Here is a 16179-nt window from a genome sequence, read left to right on the forward strand (position 1 = left end):
ACAAAGCCTTGCTGCATGACGCTGCATTAATTAGGAGGGGATTGAATGGCCACCGACTACGACGCTCCACGGAGAACAGAGACCGACGACGTCTCGGAGGATTCGCTCGAAGAGCTCAAGGCGCGACGCAACGAGGCCCAGTCGGCCGTCGTCGACGTCGACGAATCGGAGTCTGCCGAATCGTTCGAATTGCCCGGCGCCGATCTGTCCGGCGAGGAACTGTCGGTGCGGGTCGTGCCGAAGCAGGCTGACGAGTTCACCTGTTCGAGCTGCTTCCTGGTGCACCACCGCAGCAGGCTGGCAAGCGAGAAGAACGGCGTGATGATCTGCACCGACTGCGCCGCCTAGCGTCGCAGCACCGGCCCCGATGATCCAGCAGTCAGCTGCGCAGGGCCGCCAGCACCCGGTCCGGGTGCCGGCAACTGACCAGCCAATAGGGGGTCGGATCATCGGGATCGTCGAGTACGACCAGCACCATCGGGCCGACCCAGGCCCGGTGCAGCACATAGGCCGCTGGGTCCAGCTGGCGACCCAGGGCCGACGATTTGGCCGATCGGGGAACCTCGGCCGACCGGGCGATCAGGTTCACCGGCAGATGTGCCGGACCCGCCCACAACTCGACCGGGGCGTCGTCTGCGGCGCCGTTCTGGACAACCCGGACTTCCATCCGTCCCATCCACATCAGCGCGGCCGCCGCGACGGGCAGCAGCACCGCATAGGGCACCCAGTCCGGCAGGGCGGCCACGCCCATGTTGACCTCGGCGGCGATCAGTACGGCGAGGCCCAATCCGGGCAGCCAGAACCACCACGGCACCCGAAGGCGTTCGCGGTAGCGCACGGTTTGGGCGATGGCGCGCGTATCGGACACGTGCCCAAGAGTAATCTTTGCGCCCGTGCCCTCTTCTCTGGCGGTCGTGCGATTGGATCGCGACCTTCCGATGCCCAGCCGGGCTCACGACGGTGATGCCGGCGTTGACCTGTACAGCGCCGTCGATGTCGATCTCGAGCCGGGGCATCGCAGCCTGGTCCCCACCGGGATCGCGGTGGCCATCCCGCACGGGATGGTCGGTCTGATCCATCCACGGTCGGGATTGGCTACGCGCGTGGGTCTTTCGATCGTGAACAGTCCAGGAACGGTCGACGCCGGGTACCGTGGTGAGATCAAGGTGGCGTTGATCAACCTCGATCCGCAGCAGCCGATAGCGGTGCGACGCGGAGATCGCATCGCACAGCTGCTGGTACAGCGGGTCGAGCTTCCCGAGCTGGTCGAGGTCCCGTCATTCGACGAGGCCGGGCTGGCTGACACTTCCCGTGGCAGCGGTGGCCACGGCTCTTCAGGCGGACATGCGAGTTTGTGATGACAGATAACGACGACGATTTCGACGGCCCCTTCGACATCGAGGATTTCGATGATCCGGAGGCGGCGACGGTGGCGCGCCTTGACCTCGGTTCGGTGCTCATTCCGCTGCCGGCCGCCGGTCAGGTGCAGGTGGAGCTCACCGATCAGGGTGTGCCGAGTTCGGTCTGGGTGGTGACGCCCAACGGCCGGTTCACCATCGCGGCATACGCGGCGCCCAAGTCGGCGGGACTGTGGCGCGAGGTGGCCACCGAGCTGGCCGAGTCGCTGCGCAAGGACGGTGCCAAGGTGCGCATCGATGACGGCAAGTGGGGGCGCGAGGTCGTCGGCGCCAGCACCTCGGTTCCGGAAGGGCAGCAGCCCGGCGTGGTGCGCTTCATCGGTGTCGACGGCTACCGGTGGATGATCCGCTGTGTCGTCAACGGGCTCCCGGAAAAGGTCGACGCGCTGGCGGTCGAAGCGCGAGAAGCTTTGGCCGACACGGTTGTTCGTCGCGGAGACACGCCGTTGCCGGTGCGTACACCGCTGGCTGTGCAGTTACCCGAGGCGATGGCCGCGCAGCTGCGTGCCGCGGCCGCCCAGCAGGCGGCGGCCCAGCAGGCGGCCGCCCAGCAGGCGCAAGCCCAGGTTCAGGGACAGGCCCCGCCGGAACCGGCGGCACGGCGCAGCGCGCAGGGCACCGCCATGCAGCAGATGCGCAGCACCATCACCGGCGGTTAGAGCCCGCTCAGAGCGGTCAGGCACGCCGCGCCCAGGCGCGTCGGGTCCGCTCCGATTTCATCGAGGGTCACCGTCTGCAGCGCCGCGCGCGGTGCCGCGGCGGCCCACTCGTAGCCGACCCGTCCGGGATGGATCGGATCATCGACGGCCGCGGCTATGCCCATCGGCGCCGACAGCGTCCGCAGTTCATCGACCGTGGGCGCCACGAACCCGGCGGCCTCCTCCATCGCATCGGGCAGGCCCGGCCACTGCCCGGTCCATGACCGGGCCAATTCCTCGGCCAGCCAGGCCGGGCTCGATTCCCGCATCGCGGTGATCGTCGCCGCCAGGCCATCGGTGCGCAGCTGATGTGCCGACGCGCGCGCCGCCAGCGCGGCCACGGCATCCCCGGGCGCCCCCGACCAGGCGGGCAGTGCGGCGAGTACCGCGACGGTGCTGTCCGGGTGGGCCAATGCCCAGTGCGCGGCGATGGCCGCGCCGATGGACACCCCGCCGACGGCGATCGTCCCGGCCGCCGCGGTGGCCTCGGCCAGCGCCGCCAGGTATCCGGCGATCAGTCGGTGTGGGTCGGGGGCCGGGGTGAGCACCACCGCGCCCACGGCGTGCAGCGGCGCGGCGAAGGCGCGATAGACGTAGTCGTCGTCGGATCCGGTGCCTGCCATCAGAACGGTCGTGACGCCTGTCAAGTCGACGGTCATCATCCGATCGTGCCGCGCCGATGCCCGGCGTGGCGAATCGGAACCAACAGGTCTACGGTGGCGTTGGTCAGTATGCGGATCGAAGACGATTCGCGGTGAGGGAGAGGTCATGGCTACCGCCGAGGGGTATCTTCGCCGGCTTACCCGCCGGTTGACGGAAGACCCCGAGCAACGCGATGTCGAGGAACTCAGCGATGAGGCCGCCGGCACCGGCGCCCAGAAGGCCATCGACTGCGAGCGCGGCCAGGAAGTCACCATGGTCGGCACGCTGCGCAGCGTCGAGTGCAACGGCAAGGCCTGCGCAGGGGGCGTCAAGGCCGAACTGTTCGACGGCACCGACGCGGTGATGCTGGTCTGGCTCGGTCAGCGGCGCATCCCCGGTATCGAGACCGGCCGGACCCTGCGCGTGCACGGACGGATCGGCAAGCTCGACAACGGTGCGAAGGCGATCTACAACCCGCACTACGAGATCCAGAAGTGACGGGGGATACCTCCGAAGTCACCGCCGAGGAACCCGCCAAGAAGGCCGGGCAGGCGATCCTGGACCAGATGGGCGGCATCAGCGGCCTGATCTACTCCTCGCTGCCGGTCCTGGTGTTCGTGCCCGTTTCGACCAAATTCGGTCTGATGCCCGCGATCTGGGCGGCCCTCGGCGTGGCGGCGCTGGTCCTGGTGTGGCGGTTGATCCGGCGCGAAACCGTGCAGCCCGCCATATCCGGATTCATCGGCGTGGGGCTCAGCGCGCTGATCGCCTGGTGGCTCGGCGAATCACGCGGCTACTTCGCCTACGGGATCTGGATGTCGCTGGTCTACGCCTCGGTGTTCACCGTCTCGATCGTGATCCGTCGACCGTTGGTGGGCTACGCCTGGAGTTGGTTCAGCGGTCACGGGCGGGACTGGCGCTCGGTGCGCCGGGCGGTGCTGGCCTTCGATGTGGCGACCTTCGCGTGGGCGATCGTGTTCGCGTCGCGGTTCGTCGTACAACGCCACCTCTACGACGCCGACGATGTCGGCATGCTCGGGGTGGCCCGGATCGCCATGGGATGGCCGCTGACCGGTGTGGCGGCCGTCATCACCTGGTTCGCCATCCGGGCCGCGCAGAAGGCGCTGCAGGAGTCAGCGCGCCTGCGGCCGCAGGAGTAGCTGGCGCAGCTCGTCCTCGGCCTCGGTGGTGGACACGAAAACCAACTCGTCGCCACCCTCCAGCGGCTCATCACCTTCGGGAACGATCACCCGCTGGCCGCGCAGGATGGTCACCAGTGACGCGTCGCGCGGAAGATTGAGCCGTTTGACGGCCTTGCCGCCCCACGGGGTGTCATCGGGCAGGGTGATCTCCACCAGGTTGGCCTGACCCTTACGGAAACTCAGCAGTCGCACCAGATCACCCACCGCGACCGCCTCCTCGACCAGCGAGGCCAGCATGCGTGGGGTGGACACCGCGACGTCGACACCCCAGTTCTCGTCGAAGAGCCACTCGTTGCGCGGATCGTTGACACGTGCCACCACCCGCGGCACCGCGAACTCGGTCTTGGCCAGCAGGCTCAACACGACATTGGCCTTGTCGTCGCCGGTGGCGGCGATCACCACGTCGAACTCCTCGAGCCGCACCCCCTCCAGCAGGCTCAACTCGCAGGCGTCACCGAGACGCCAGTGCGCGGCCGGGATGGCGTCGATGTCGATGTGTTCGGGATCACGCTCCAGCAGCGTGACCTCATGGTTGGCGACGAGTTCACGGGCGATGGACCGGCCCACTGCACCGGCTCCGGCGATGGCCACCTTCATGCGTCGTCCTCGCTGGGCGGTAGTGCCGAGATCGCCATGGCCTCGGCGATGTGGCCGGAGATGGCCGCGATGAAGACCTGGTCACCGGCCTGGATGATGGTCTTGGCGTCCGGGAGCAGGCCGCTGCCCATGCGCAGCAGGAACGCGACCCGGCCGCCGGTGGTGGTCTCCAGCTCAGTGACCGGATGGCCGGCCCAGTCCTGATGCAGAGGCAGCTCGGCAACGCCGACGTTGCCCGACGGGTCCCGCCACTTCGTGGTCTCGGACTCCCTGGTCAGCACGTTGAGCAGCCGGTCGGTCGTCCACGGCACCGTCGCGACGGTGGGGATGCCCAGGCGCTCGTATACCGCGGCGCGTTTGGCGTCGTAGATGCGCGCGACAACGCGCTCGACGCCGAAGGTCTCGCGTGCGACACGCGCGGAGATGATGTTGGAGTTGTCACCGGAGGAGACCGCGGCAAAGGCGCCGGCCTCCTGGATTCCCGCACGCAGCAGGACATCCCGGTCGAATCCCATGCCCAGCACGCGCTCGCCGGAGAACTCGGGGGACAGCCGGTTGAACGCGGTGGAATCGCGATCGATCACGGCAACCTCGTGTCCGATCCTGGACAGTCCGTCAGCCAGCGATGCGCCCACCCGGCCGCACCCCATCACCACTACCCGCACTCTCGGTCCTCTCTGGCCGTCGTCCAGGAATACCGCCATATCCAACACACCGGTGTCCCGGCGCACCCGGAACGCTACAGCCAATCGCCGCTGCGCTTACTCTTGGCACTCGTGTCCAAGCTTTCGACCGCCGCCAGGCGGTTGGTCCTGGGAAGACCGTTCCGCAGCGACAAGCTGTCCCACACGCTGTTGCCCAAGCGGATCGCGCTGCCGGTGTTCGCCTCCGATGCGTTGTCCTCGGTCGCCTACGCGCCGGAGGAGATCTTCCTGGTGCTCTCGGTGGCCGGCTTGGCGGCGTACTCGTTCGCCCCGTGGATCGGTCTTGCCGTCGCGCTGGTGATGATGATCGTGATCGCCAGCTACCGGCAGAACGTCCATGCCTACCCCTCCGGTGGTGGCGACTACGAGGTGGTGACCACCAACCTGGGTGGCACCGCGGGACTGACGGTGGCCAGCGCGCTGCTGGTCGACTACGTCCTGACCGTGGCCGTCTCGATGTCCTCGGCGATGGCCAACATCGGCTCGGCGGTGCCGTTCATCAACCAGCACAAGGTGTTGTTCGCGGTGCTGGCGATCCTGGTGCTGGCCGCGCTGAACCTGCGCGGCATCCGGGAGTCGGGCACCGCCTTCGCCATCCCCACCTACGCCTTCATGGTCGGCATCTTCATCATGCTGGGGTGGGGCCTGTTCCAGATCTACGTGCTCGGCCACGAGCTGCGCGCGGAGTCGGCATCGTTCGACGTGCAAACCGAGCACGGCGATCTGATGGCGGTGGCCATGGTGTTCCTGGTGGCGCGGGCGTTCTCGTCCGGCTGCGCGGCCCTGACCGGTGTGGAGGCCATCAGCAACGGTGTCCCCGCCTTCCAGAAGCCCAAATCGCGCAATGCGGCCTCGACGCTGCTGATGTTGGGTGCGGTCGCCACCTCGCTGTTCATGGGGATCATCCTGTTGGCCAAGGAAACCGGCGTGAAGATCGCCGAAAGCCCCGAGACCCAGTTGATCGGCGCCCCGCCGGGATATCACCAGAAGACGCTGATCGCACAGCTCGCCGACGCGGTGTTCCACGACTTCCCGGTCGGCCTGTACGCCATCGCCGGGGTGACCGCACTGATCCTGGTGCTGGCGGCCAACACCGCATTCAACGGTTTCCCCGTTCTCGGATCGATCCTGGCCCAGGACCGGTTCCTGCCGCGGCAGCTGCACACCCGCGGTGACCGGCTGGCGTTCTCCAACGGGATCCTGTTCCTGGCCTTCGCGGCCATCGCCTTCGTGGTGGCGTTCCAGGCCGAGGTCACCCACCTGATCCAGCTCTACATCGTGGGCGTCTTCGTCTCGTTCACGCTCAGCCAGATCGGCATGGTGCGGCACTGGACGCGTTACCTGAAGGTCGAGACCGACCCGGCCGTACGCCGGCACATGATGCGCTCGCGGGTGATCAACGCCGTCGGCTGTGTGTGCACCGGCACCGTGCTGGTGGTCGTCGTGATCACCAAGTTCATGGCCGGTGCGTGGATCGCCATCCTGGCCATGGGATCGCTGTTCGTGCTGATGAAGATGATCCGCAGGCACTACGACACAGTGGCGCGCGAACTCGACGAGCAGGAGGCCGAACTCGAGGACGTGGTGCTGCCCAGCCGTAACCACGCCGTGGTGCTGGTGTCCAAGCTGCACCTGCCCACCCGCCGCGCCCTGGCCTACGCGCGCGCCACCCGGCCGGATGTGCTGGAAGCGATCACCGTCAGTGTCGATGATGCCGAGACCCGCGAGTTGGTACACACCTGGGAGGAGAGCGATGTCAGCACGCCGCTGAAGGTCATCGCCTCGCCATATCGCGAAATCACCAGGCCGGTACTTGATTACGTCAAGCGGGTGACCCGGGAGTCGCCGCGCACGGTGGTCACGGTGTTCATCCCCGAGTATGTGGTCGGGCATTGGTGGGAACAGGTACTGCACAACCAGAGCGCGTTGCGGCTGAAGGGTCGGCTGCTCTTCGAGCCGAACGTGATGGTCACTTCGGTACCCTGGCAGCTCAACTCGTCGGAGCGGCTCAAGACCATGCAACCGCAATCTGCCCCCGGCGATGCACGTAGAGGATTTCTGGATTGATCGAGCTGACGCTGACCACCGGGCCGGCGGCCAACGGTGGCAGCTGTGTCGCCCGCCACGACGGCCGCGTGGTGTTCGTGCGCTACGCACTGCCGGACGAGGTGGTCCGGGTGCGGGTGGTGTCCGAGCGCGGATCCTATTGGCACGCCGATGTTGTCGAGGTCCTCGAGGCCTCGCCCGACCGGATCGACTCGCTGTGCTCCATCGCGGGTTCGGAGGGTTCCGGGTGTTGCGATCTGGCGTTCGTCGATCCTGCCGCCGCCCGCCGGATCAAGGGCGATGTGGTGGCCAACCAGCTGAGCAGGCTCGGCGGGTTCGAGTGGTCCGGGCAGGCCGAGGAGGTGGGAACGGTGGGCGCCACCGGCTGGCGCACGCGTGTCCGACTGGACGTCTCGGACTCCGGTCGCGCCGGGTTCCATCGTTACCACAGCGATGAGTTGGCCGAATCGCTGCATTGTGCGCAGCTGCCCGCCGGGATGCTCGACGGGCTCGACGGATCGCGTTGGCCGCCGGGGGCGCAGCTGCACATCGCGGTCGACGATCTCGGTCGTCGCCATGTCGTGCAGGCCGGACCGCGAACCGGGCGCAAGGCGAGCACCCAGGTGGTGGAGGGTGACTACGAGGCCGTGCAGGAGATCGGCGATCGGCGGTGGCGCGTTCCGGTGACGGCGTTCTGGCAGGCGCACAAGGACGCGCCGCGCACCTACAGCGAGCTCATCGGCCGGGTTGCCGGTGCCCAGCCGGGTGGCACGGCGTGGGATCTGTACGGCGGTGCCGGGGTGTTTGCGTCGGTGCTGGCCGACGCGGTCGGGGAGAGTGGCCGGGTGCTCACCGTCGACACCTCCCGAGGTGCGGCGCGTTCGGCACGGGCAGCGCTGGCCGATGCCCCGCAGGTTTCGGTGGTGACCGATTCGGTGCGCCGGGTGGTGGCCGCCGAACGGTCCCGTCCCGACGTCGCGGTGCTGGACCCGCCGCGCTCGGGTGCAGGCCGTGAGATCATCGAGGCGCTGGCCGGAGTGCCGAGGATCATCCACATCGGTTGTGAGGCGGCATCATTCGCGCGGGATATCGGTGAGTACCGACGTCACGGCTACGCGGTGGAGAACCTGCGGGTGTTCGACTCGTTCCCGCTGACCCACCACGTCGAATGTGTGGCGGTGCTGACCCGCTGACTCAGGCCGCGCGGCCAGAACAATCCGGCGCGCGATCTGCGGCGGCGTCGAGGCCTGACTGAGTCCGCGAGACTACGTGTTCTTGCGCGAAAAGGCTGAACTCTCGCTATAAACCCTCGCCATAAACCGTAGTGTCGCCGAGGGCAAAGAGTTGTGCCGACTTGACGAATCGTTGGGTTTTCCTAACAATTACTTGTATGAGTCCGGTGAAACGGGGTGAAACGCTCCCGATCCATAACCGCATTCGCGTCCTGCGCGCGGAACGCGGCATGAGCCGGGCCGACCTGGCGGTCCTCATCGAGGTCAACCCGCAGACCGTCGGTGCGCTGGAGCGGGGCGATCACTACCCGAGCCTCGATCTGGCGTTCCGCATTTGCGATGTGTTCGACCTTCCGGTCGAGGCGGTGTTCTCGCGGACCGAGTTCGCGCCGTTGTCCGGCCAGGTCTACCGACGAGAAAAGGGAGGCGATTGACAATGGCTGACACGGATGTGATCGAGCGCTACCAGGACTTCCGCACCAGGCGGTTCCTGAAGCAGGAACAGATCTGGGCGAACTCGCTTCCCGGTTGGCGCAGCAGGCGGCGCAGGCGGATCCTGGTGGCCGTCCTCGCGGTGACGTTCGCGGCGATGTTCGCCACCAGCGTGCTGTGCGCGTTCGGTGTGCCCTGGGCACCGCTGCTGTGGCTCCCCGCGTGCGTGGTGTTCTTCCCGGCCTGGATCGCCATGCAGATCGTGTCCAGCCGTCGCGGCGACGCACCGCGGGGTGCCCTCGACGAGTTCGAGATCGCCCAGCGCAACAGCGCGAGGTCGATCGGGCTCACCGTCACCCAGAACCTGGTGATGATCCCGGTGCTCTATCTCGTCTTCGGGTCCGTCATCACCGGGGGCACCGATCCCAACATGGCGTATGCAGGCGGTCTGATGGCCCTGACGATGCTGCTCATCGGTGGCTGCACCCCGGCGATGATCCTGGGCTGGACTCGGCCCGACCCCGAACCGGACGTCTGAGCTCAGGCGCGCAGGGCGGTCGAGACCAGGTCGAAGAGGCGGGGCTCCCACTCGCCGACGCGTCCGGTGCGTGCGCGCTCGGCGATGTAGGCGCCGACGACGGCGTCGATGAGTGTCTCCGGATCGATGTCGGCCGAGATGCCGCCGTCGGCCCTGAGCTCGTCGACGACGACGACCAGCGCTGCCCGTTGACTGCCGAGGGCCTCCCGGAACAACGCGCTGAACTCGGGGTCTTCGTCGGTGAGAAGTGAGGCGAAGCCGCCGAACCCGATGCCACCGTCGACTGCGGCGACTGCGTTGCGCACCAGCCAGTGCAGCCGATCGGTGGTGGCGGCGCGGGGAGGTGGTGGTGGCGGGGTCATCAACTCCGACAGCGCGGCGCGCAGCATGGCGCGCCGATCCCGATGCCGTCGGTAGATGGTCGTCTTGGCGATTCCCGAATGAGCCTGCACCGCCTGGATGGTCACCGCACTCGGCCCCGCCGACCGCAGCAGGTGCAGCGCGGTCTCGGTGATCCGATTACCGACCTCGTCGGAGTCCGCCATCGATGGTTCCTTCTCGGTCCGGGAATGTCCGGTCTCCATTATGCGCTACGCTAGGAGTATCGATACGCAACGCGTAGCGTAGCTCAAGGAGGGATGATCGATGAGCAAGTGGAAAGGCACGACAGTCATATATCTCGGCTATGTCAGCCTGCTGGTCGGATTTCTGTGCCTCGGCGTGACCGTCGCGGCACTGGCGGCGCGTAGTCCGTGGTTCATCGCGGCTGCCGGCGGGATGGTCGGCGGCTTCATCACGGCCGTCATCGCCGTTCGGAAGGGCCTTCGGCGAGGGGTTTCCAGCCTCTGGGCCGAGAAACGCCCCTCCGGTGACGTCGACCGGTACCTGGCCAGTTACCGAGGCGAGTCGCGATCTACGCCTGATGCGACCATCGACGCACCCGCGCTCACCTCCCGGGCGGCGTGACACGGCGACCGGTAGTCTCCGTACCGGTGTGCCGGGAAGTCTGGTCGGCGTTCATATCGCGCTGACCAAGGGAGCTTGATGAACAACCGCCGACTTCTCACCCTCGGCTCATGGCCGGAGGCCAAGCGGGTCTCGGAGATTCTGCGCAAGGAGACCGTCGGCGGCGTCATCCTGCTCGCCGCCGCCGCAGCCGCCATCATCTGGGCCAATTCGCCGTGGGCGGACAGCTATTTCGCCATGCGGGACTTCAAGGTCGGTGCCGAGCCGTTCGGGTTGCATCTGTATCTGTCGATCGGGCACTGGGCCGCCGACGGGCTGCTGGCGATCTTCTTCTTCGTGGTGGGGCTTGAGCTCAAACGGGAGTTCGTCGCCGGCGATCTGCGCGATCCGGGCCGCGCAGCGCTGCCCATCGCGGCGGCCGTCGGCGGCATGGCGGCGCCCGCGCTGATCTTCGCCGCCATCGCCTGGCGCGGTGGGGAGGGCGCCCTGCACGGCTGGGCGATCCCCACCGCGACCGATATCGCCTTCGCGGTCGCCGTGCTGGCGGTGATCTCCACCCATCTGCCGTCGGCGCTGCGGATGTTCCTGCTGACCTTGGCGGTGGTCGACGATCTACTTGCCATCACGGTGATTGCGGTGTTCTACACCGATGAGCTCGACATCGGCGCGCTCGCTGCGGCGTTCATCCCGTTGGCTCTGTTCACGCTCTGTGTGCAACGCGGCATCAAGGCCTGGTGGATCCTGATCCCGCTGTCGGTCGCGACGTGGGTGCTGATGCACGAATCCGGTGTCCACGCGACCGTTGCCGGGGTGCTGCTGGGCTTCGCCGTACCCGTGCACCGATCGGTCACCCGCGCCGGTGCTGACCTCGGCTCGGGCATGGCCGAATACTTCGAGCGCAAGACCCGCCCACTATCGGCCGGTGTGGCCATACCGGTGTTCGCTTTCTTCGCCGCCGGTGTCGCACTCGGCGGATTCAGCGGTTTGGCCCGGGCGCTGACGAACCCGATCACGCTGGGCATCGTGGCCGGGCTGGTCCTTGGCAAGCCGATCGGCATCTTCTGCACCACGTGGGCGCTGTCGAAGCTCACCCGCGCCGAACTGGACACCTCGCTGCGCTGGGTCGACGTGATCGGGGTGTCGATGTTGGCAGGCATCGGATTCACCGTGTCGTTGCTGATCGGTGATTTGGCTTACAGCGACGCGACCCGCGCGGAGTTCGTGAAGGTCGGGGTGCTGACGGGTTCGCTCATTGCGGCAGTGTTGGCCGCAGTGGTGCTGGCCACCAGAAATGCCGCATACCGCCGGATTCAGGAAGCCGAAACGGCCGATGATGATCATGACGGAGTGCCCGACATCTACCAGCCTCGACAGGACTGACCCATGGTGCGTGGGTAAGCTGGCGGGATGCTTAAACAGATCCGCGGACCAGCAGATCTACAGCGCCTGTCGCAATCCCAGCTCACCGAGCTGGCCGGCGAAATCCGTGAATTCCTGATTCACAAGGTAGCTGCAACCGGCGGACATTTGGGCCCCAACCTCGGCGTCGTCGAGCTCACCCTTGCCCTGCACCGGGTGTTCGACTCGCCGCACGACCCGATCATCTTCGACACCGGGCACCAGTCCTATGTCCACAAGATCCTGACCGGCCGCGCCGACGACTTCGATCAGCTGCGCATGAAGGACGGCCTGTCGGGTTACCCGTCGCGGGCCGAGAGCGAGCACGACTGGGTCGAGTCGAGCCATGCCAGCACCGCGCTGTCCTACGCCGACGGGCTGGCCAAGGCGTTCGAGCTGTCCGGGCACCGCAATCGCCATGTCGTCGCCGTCGTCGGTGACGGGGCGCTGACCGGCGGTATGTGCTGGGAGGCGCTGAACAACATCGCCGGATCCGACCGTCCGGTGGTCATCGTGGTCAACGACAACGGACGCAGCTACGCGCCCACCATCGGCGGACTGGCCGATCACCTGGCCGCGCTGCAGTTGCAGCCCGGGTACGAGAAGTTCCTCGAACGCGGCCGCGATGTCGTGCGCGGGGTCCCCGTCATCGGTGAGATCTGCTACCAGTGCATGCACAGCGTCAAGGCGGGCCTCAAGGATGCGCTGCAGCCCCAGGCCATGTTCACCGATCTGGGTCTGAAGTACGTCGGCCCCATCGACGGTCATGACGAGCACGCCGTCGAGGCGGCGCTGCGGCACGCCCGTGGTTTCAACGCACCCGTCATCGTGCACGTCGTCACCCGCAAGGGCATGGGTTACGGGCCGGCCGAGGCCGACGTCGCCGAGCAGATGCACGCCTGCGGTGTCATCGATCCGCTGACCGGTCTGGCGACCTCCGAATCGGCGCCCGGCTGGACCGCGACGTTCGCCGATGAGCTCATCCGGATCGCCCGGCGGCGCCGCGATATCGTCGCGATCACCGCGGCCATGCCCGGTCCCACGGGATTGAGCGCATTCGGCCAGCAATATCCGGATCGTCTGTTCGATGTCGGTATCGCAGAACAGCATGCGATGACCTCGGCGGCCGGGCTGGCGATGGGTGGAATGCACCCGGTGGTCGCGGTGTACTCGACCTTCCTCAACCGCGCCTTCGACCAGATGATGATGGACGTCGCGCTGCACAACCTGCCGGTGACGATCGTGCTCGACCGTGCGGGCGTGACCGGGCCCGACGGCGCCAGCCACAACGGTGTGTGGGACATGTCGATCCTGGGGATCGTGCCAGGGATGCGGGTGGCCGCCCCGCGCGACGCCGCCCGGCTGCGCGAGGAGTTGGGCGAAGCGGTAGAGGTCAAGGACGGGCCGACGGCAATCCGGTTTCCCAAGGGTGCTGTCGGAGAAGATATTCCGGCGCTGGAACGGCGCGACGGTGTAGATGTCCTGGCCAAACCCGGACCGGGACTCTCCGAGGATGTGCTGCTGATCGCGGTCGGTTCGTTCGCCCAGATGGGCCTGGCCACCGCGCAGCGCCTGCAGCAACAGGGGATCGGCGTCACCGTCGTCGATCCGCGGTGGGTGCTTCCCGTGCCCGAGGCGTTGCAGGCCATGGCCAAGGCCCACAAGTTGGTGGTCACCGTCGAGGACAACGGTCTGCACGGAGGTATCGGATCCTCGGTGTCGGCCGCGTTGCGGCACAACGAGATCGACGTGCCGTGCCGTGACGTCGGCGTGCCGCAGGAATTCCAGGTGCACGCGTCGCGCGGCGAGATCCTCGCCGAGGTCGGTCTGACCGATCAGCACATCGCCCGACAGATCACCGGATGGGTCGCGGCGCTGGGATCGGCCGTGGGAGACCGGGTCGAGAACAGCGTCGACTGAGCGCGTTCCGCTCAGGCGTCCTCGTCGGGCGCACCCGACAGGCGGCGCTGTCGTAGCACCCACGCCGCGACCGCCAGGACCAATACCAGGGCGCCGAGCACCCCGGTCTGCACGATGGTCCTGGCGAATTCCGGCCCCTGGCCGACCAGCTTCGCCGCCTCCACCGACTGCACCACGATCTCTTTGATGCAGGCCAGGATTCCGACGATCAGAAACGGTTCGACGGCAATCTCGTGGGATCGCAGGCTGGTGCGTACCGCATAGAGCAGTTCGACGAAGATGAAGATCAGCAGCACGCCGTCCAGCAGTTCCAGCATGACGTTGGAAGTGGGTGCGTCCAGAAGCGAGAACATGGTCTTGACCTGGGCCACCAGCAGGGCCACTGCGCCGGCGACAAGGATCACCGCGATGCCCCAGTACACGGCATCCTCGACGATGCTCAGGACGCGGTCGGCGAACCGCTGTCGGTCCTTCTCGTCGTGCGTTTCCTCTTTCTCGGCCACGTCGCCTACCCGTCGGACGGTGGCGTCAAGGCTTCCGTCAGCACCGGCACCGTCAGCTCCCGCTGCCACGGGCGTGCCCCGGCCTGAGTGAGGTAATCCTCGACCGCTGCCCGCACATCGGGCACCGGCTGCCAGTCCCAGCACAATCGGCGCAGGGTGTCGGGCGTCAGCAGATTCTCGGTCGGCACCGAGACGCGTTCGGACAGCTCGGACAGGGCGGCGCGCGCGGCCTCGAGACGTTCGGCGGCCTCCGGCTTGCGCCGTGACCAGCGGGCCGGCGGTGGTGGGCCGCTGGTGGGCTCGGCACCCGTCGGCGGATCCGGGTCGGTGCGGGCCCTGGCCAGCGCGTCCAGCCACACCTGCGCACTGCGGCGCTGTCGACTGCCGCCGAAAACCGGTAGAGCAGTCAGCTTTTCGATGGTGTCCGGGTTGCTGGTGGCGGCGCTGACGATCGCGGCGTCGGGCAGGATGCGTCCTGGGGCGATATCGCGGCGCTGCGCGATGCGGTCGCGGGTGACCCACAGTTCACGCACAGCGGCCAGGGCGCGCGGGTCGCGCACCTTGTGGATACCCGATGTCCTACGCCAGCGATCACGCCGGGTTACCGTCGGTTCCGCGGTGCGCAGATACTCGAATTCCTGTGCCGCCCAGTCGGATTTGCCCTGCTCGTCCAGCACCGCGGCGAGCGCCTCCCGCAGCTCCAGCAGTGCCTCGACGTCCAGCGCCGCGTAGTTGAGCCAGTCCGCGGGCAACGGACGCTTGGACCAGTCGGCGGCACCGTGACCCTTCACCAGACCGAGGCCCAGCAGTCTGCGCACCATCTCGGCGAGGTTGACCCGCTCGAAACCGGCCAGCCGCGCGCCCAATTCGGTGTCGTACAGCCGAGGTGGCGTCATGCCCAACTCCGCCAGGCAGGGCAGATCCTGGTCGGCGGCGTGCAACACCCACTCGTCGGTGCTGAGTACCTCCGCCAGCGGCGCCATGACCTTCAGCGCGTCACCACCGTGATTGACGGGGTCGATCAGGATGATGCCCGACCCGGCGCGCTTGATCTGAATCAGGTAGGCGCGGTTGGAGTATCGGAAGCCCGACGCGCGTTCGGCGTCGATCGCGAACGGGCCCGAGCCGGCGGCCAGCAGGTCGGCTGCCTTGACCATGTCACTGGGGTAGAACGCGACCGGCGGCACGCCGCCGGCGGGCGCCAGCAGGGGAGTCGCCTCGGGTTCGGGCGCGGCCCCGGAGTCCTCTGATTCGGTCATGTCAGGCGCGGGTACGGGATCCCAAGCTCGTCACGCCGGCCGGCGGTAACCCGGCAGCATGCTCCAGCACCTCGCAGAACGCCTGGACGTGCGGGCCGAGTTCCAGATCGGTTGCCGTCCACGAGGCCCGCAGCTCGAGCTGATGGGCCCGCGGCGGGCCGGAGATGTCGCCGTAGCGCACCGACGTGGTGGCGGTGACGGTGCCGCCGAGGGCGGTGACCGCCTGTGCGTGCGCGGCGAGCGCGTCGGCCAGCCAACTCCACGCGACTTCCGGCAGTAGCGGATCGACGGCCTCGGTGGAGTCCAGGTCGGCCTGGATGTAGGCGACCAGTCGCATGGTGCCGTCCCAGGCTTCGGCACCCTCGGGATCGTGCAGCAGGATCAGTCGGCCGAAGGCATCGCCGTCGGAGCGTTCCGGAACCACCGCGACCTCGGGGTGGCGGACCTCGGCACCCAATGCGTAGCTGAACGGGGCCAATCGCTGCGGGGGACGAATCGGACCCAGCTCGATCTCCGGCCGCACGGTTGCGGCATTCATCGCCGCAACTGCGGTCCGGAATTGAGCCGGTTCGACGGATGTCACAGACAGCGACGCTAGCCCCAACTGCTCTCAGGCTTGCGCAG

The 16179-nt window shown here is 67.6% G+C and carries 20 protein-coding genes; 12 read left to right on the forward strand and 8 right to left on the reverse strand.

Going from position 1 to position 16179, the window contains the following annotated elements:
- Positions 1 to 45: 45 nt before the first annotated feature.
- Positions 46 to 348, forward strand: a complete 303-nt coding sequence (locus FBY28_RS23660; protein WP_015306517.1) for a DUF4193 domain-containing protein — start codon at positions 46 to 48, stop codon at positions 346 to 348.
- Between the two features lie 31 nt (positions 349 to 379).
- On the opposite strand, the gene FBY28_RS23665 is transcribed toward FBY28_RS23660, so the two are convergent.
- Complete coding sequence (locus tag FBY28_RS23665; protein ID WP_141869626.1) at positions 380 to 868, reverse strand: DUF3093 domain-containing protein; 489 nt, start codon at positions 866 to 868, stop codon at positions 380 to 382.
- 25 nt (positions 869 to 893) lie between these two features.
- On the opposite strand from FBY28_RS23665, the gene dut reads away from it, so the two are divergent.
- Positions 894 to 1358 (forward strand): dUTP diphosphatase, encoded by a 465-nt coding sequence (gene dut, locus FBY28_RS23670; RefSeq protein ID WP_141869627.1) that lies wholly within the window; start codon positions 894 to 896, stop codon positions 1356 to 1358.
- Positions 1358 to 2077, forward strand: a complete 720-nt coding sequence (locus tag FBY28_RS23675; RefSeq protein ID WP_174241727.1) for a DUF3710 domain-containing protein — start codon at positions 1358 to 1360, stop codon at positions 2075 to 2077. The genes dut and FBY28_RS23675 overlap by 1 nt, the downstream gene beginning before the upstream one ends.
- On the opposite strand, the gene FBY28_RS23680 is transcribed toward FBY28_RS23675, so the two are convergent.
- Positions 2074 to 2775, reverse strand: a complete 702-nt coding sequence (locus FBY28_RS23680) for an alpha/beta hydrolase (RefSeq protein ID WP_141869629.1) — start codon at positions 2773 to 2775, stop codon at positions 2074 to 2076. The genes FBY28_RS23675 and FBY28_RS23680 overlap by 4 nt on opposite strands.
- Before the next feature lie 109 nt (positions 2776 to 2884).
- Here FBY28_RS23680 and FBY28_RS23685 point away from each other — a divergent pair, with 109 nt between their 5' ends.
- Entirely contained in the window at positions 2885 to 3256 is a 372-nt protein-coding gene (locus FBY28_RS23685) for an OB-fold nucleic acid binding domain-containing protein (protein WP_019512968.1), read from the forward strand.
- Complete coding sequence (locus FBY28_RS23690) at positions 3253 to 3918, forward strand: DUF3159 domain-containing protein (protein ID WP_216847923.1); 666 nt, start codon at positions 3253 to 3255, stop codon at positions 3916 to 3918. The genes FBY28_RS23685 and FBY28_RS23690 overlap by 4 nt, the downstream gene beginning before the upstream one ends.
- Here the strand turns inward: FBY28_RS23690 and FBY28_RS23695 are convergent.
- On the reverse strand, positions 3892 to 4557 hold the full coding sequence (locus FBY28_RS23695; protein ID WP_141869630.1) for a potassium channel family protein: 666 nt from the start codon (positions 4555 to 4557) through the stop codon (positions 3892 to 3894). The genes FBY28_RS23690 and FBY28_RS23695 overlap by 27 nt on opposite strands.
- Complete coding sequence (locus tag FBY28_RS23700) at positions 4554 to 5288, reverse strand: potassium channel family protein (protein WP_286178429.1); 735 nt, start codon at positions 5286 to 5288, stop codon at positions 4554 to 4556. The genes FBY28_RS23695 and FBY28_RS23700 overlap by 4 nt, the downstream gene beginning before the upstream one ends.
- Positions 5289 to 5333: 45 nt before the next feature.
- Between FBY28_RS23700 and FBY28_RS23705 the strand changes: the two genes are divergently transcribed.
- From FBY28_RS23705 to FBY28_RS23720, 4 genes are all read left to right on the forward strand, one after another.
- The gene (locus FBY28_RS23705; RefSeq protein WP_141869631.1) at positions 5334 to 7328 is read left to right on the forward strand and encodes an APC family permease; all 1995 of its coding nucleotides are present in this window, start codon (positions 5334 to 5336) and stop codon (positions 7326 to 7328) included.
- Positions 7325 to 8500 (forward strand): class I SAM-dependent RNA methyltransferase, encoded by a 1176-nt coding sequence (locus tag FBY28_RS23710; protein ID WP_141869632.1) that lies wholly within the window; start codon positions 7325 to 7327, stop codon positions 8498 to 8500. The genes FBY28_RS23705 and FBY28_RS23710 overlap by 4 nt, the downstream gene beginning before the upstream one ends.
- A 197-nt stretch (positions 8501 to 8697) precedes the next feature.
- Positions 8698 to 8973 (forward strand): helix-turn-helix transcriptional regulator, encoded by a 276-nt coding sequence (locus FBY28_RS23715; RefSeq protein ID WP_141869633.1) that lies wholly within the window; start codon positions 8698 to 8700, stop codon positions 8971 to 8973.
- Between the two features lie 2 nt (positions 8974 to 8975).
- Entirely contained in the window at positions 8976 to 9509 is a 534-nt protein-coding gene (locus FBY28_RS23720) for a hypothetical protein (RefSeq protein ID WP_141869634.1), read from the forward strand.
- Positions 9510 to 9511: 2 nt separating this feature from the next.
- Here the strand turns inward: FBY28_RS23720 and FBY28_RS23725 are convergent, their stop codons facing one another.
- Positions 9512 to 10093, reverse strand: coding sequence for a TetR/AcrR family transcriptional regulator (locus FBY28_RS23725; RefSeq protein WP_216847924.1), 582 nt, complete (start codon positions 10091 to 10093; stop codon positions 9512 to 9514).
- Between the two features lie 61 nt (positions 10094 to 10154).
- Between FBY28_RS23725 and FBY28_RS23730 the strand changes: the two genes are divergently transcribed.
- The 3 genes from FBY28_RS23730 (at position 10155) to dxs (ending at position 13793) form a co-directional block, all read left to right on the forward strand.
- Complete coding sequence (locus tag FBY28_RS23730) at positions 10155 to 10475, forward strand: hypothetical protein (RefSeq protein ID WP_141869635.1); 321 nt, start codon at positions 10155 to 10157, stop codon at positions 10473 to 10475.
- 78 nt (positions 10476 to 10553) lie between these two features.
- On the forward strand, positions 10554 to 11855 hold the full coding sequence (gene nhaA, locus FBY28_RS23735; protein ID WP_141869636.1) for a Na+/H+ antiporter NhaA: 1302 nt from the start codon (positions 10554 to 10556) through the stop codon (positions 11853 to 11855).
- Between the two features lie 27 nt (positions 11856 to 11882).
- Positions 11883 to 13793, forward strand: a complete 1911-nt coding sequence (gene dxs, locus FBY28_RS23740) for a 1-deoxy-D-xylulose-5-phosphate synthase (protein ID WP_141869637.1) — start codon at positions 11883 to 11885, stop codon at positions 13791 to 13793.
- Positions 13794 to 13804: 11 nt separating this feature from the next.
- Here dxs and FBY28_RS23745 read toward each other — a convergent pair whose 3' ends face one another.
- From FBY28_RS23745 to FBY28_RS23755, 3 genes are read right to left on the reverse strand one after another with little or no spacing between them, the layout of a single operon-like run.
- On the reverse strand, positions 13805 to 14296 hold the full coding sequence (locus FBY28_RS23745) for a phosphate-starvation-inducible PsiE family protein (RefSeq protein WP_141869638.1): 492 nt from the start codon (positions 14294 to 14296) through the stop codon (positions 13805 to 13807).
- Positions 14297 to 14301: 5 nt separating this feature from the next.
- Positions 14302 to 15555 (reverse strand): HRDC domain-containing protein, encoded by a 1254-nt coding sequence (locus tag FBY28_RS23750; RefSeq protein ID WP_141869639.1) that lies wholly within the window; start codon positions 15553 to 15555, stop codon positions 14302 to 14304.
- Position 15556: 1 nt separating this feature from the next.
- The gene (locus tag FBY28_RS23755; RefSeq protein WP_023985662.1) at positions 15557 to 16138 is read right to left on the reverse strand and encodes a DUF3000 domain-containing protein; all 582 of its coding nucleotides are present in this window, start codon (positions 16136 to 16138) and stop codon (positions 15557 to 15559) included.
- Positions 16139 to 16179 lie beyond the last annotated feature (41 nt).

This window comes from Arthrobacter sp. SLBN-53, from assembly GCF_006715585.1.
GTDB classification, from domain to species: Bacteria; Actinomycetota; Actinomycetes; order Mycobacteriales; family Mycobacteriaceae; genus Mycobacterium; species Mycobacterium neoaurum_A.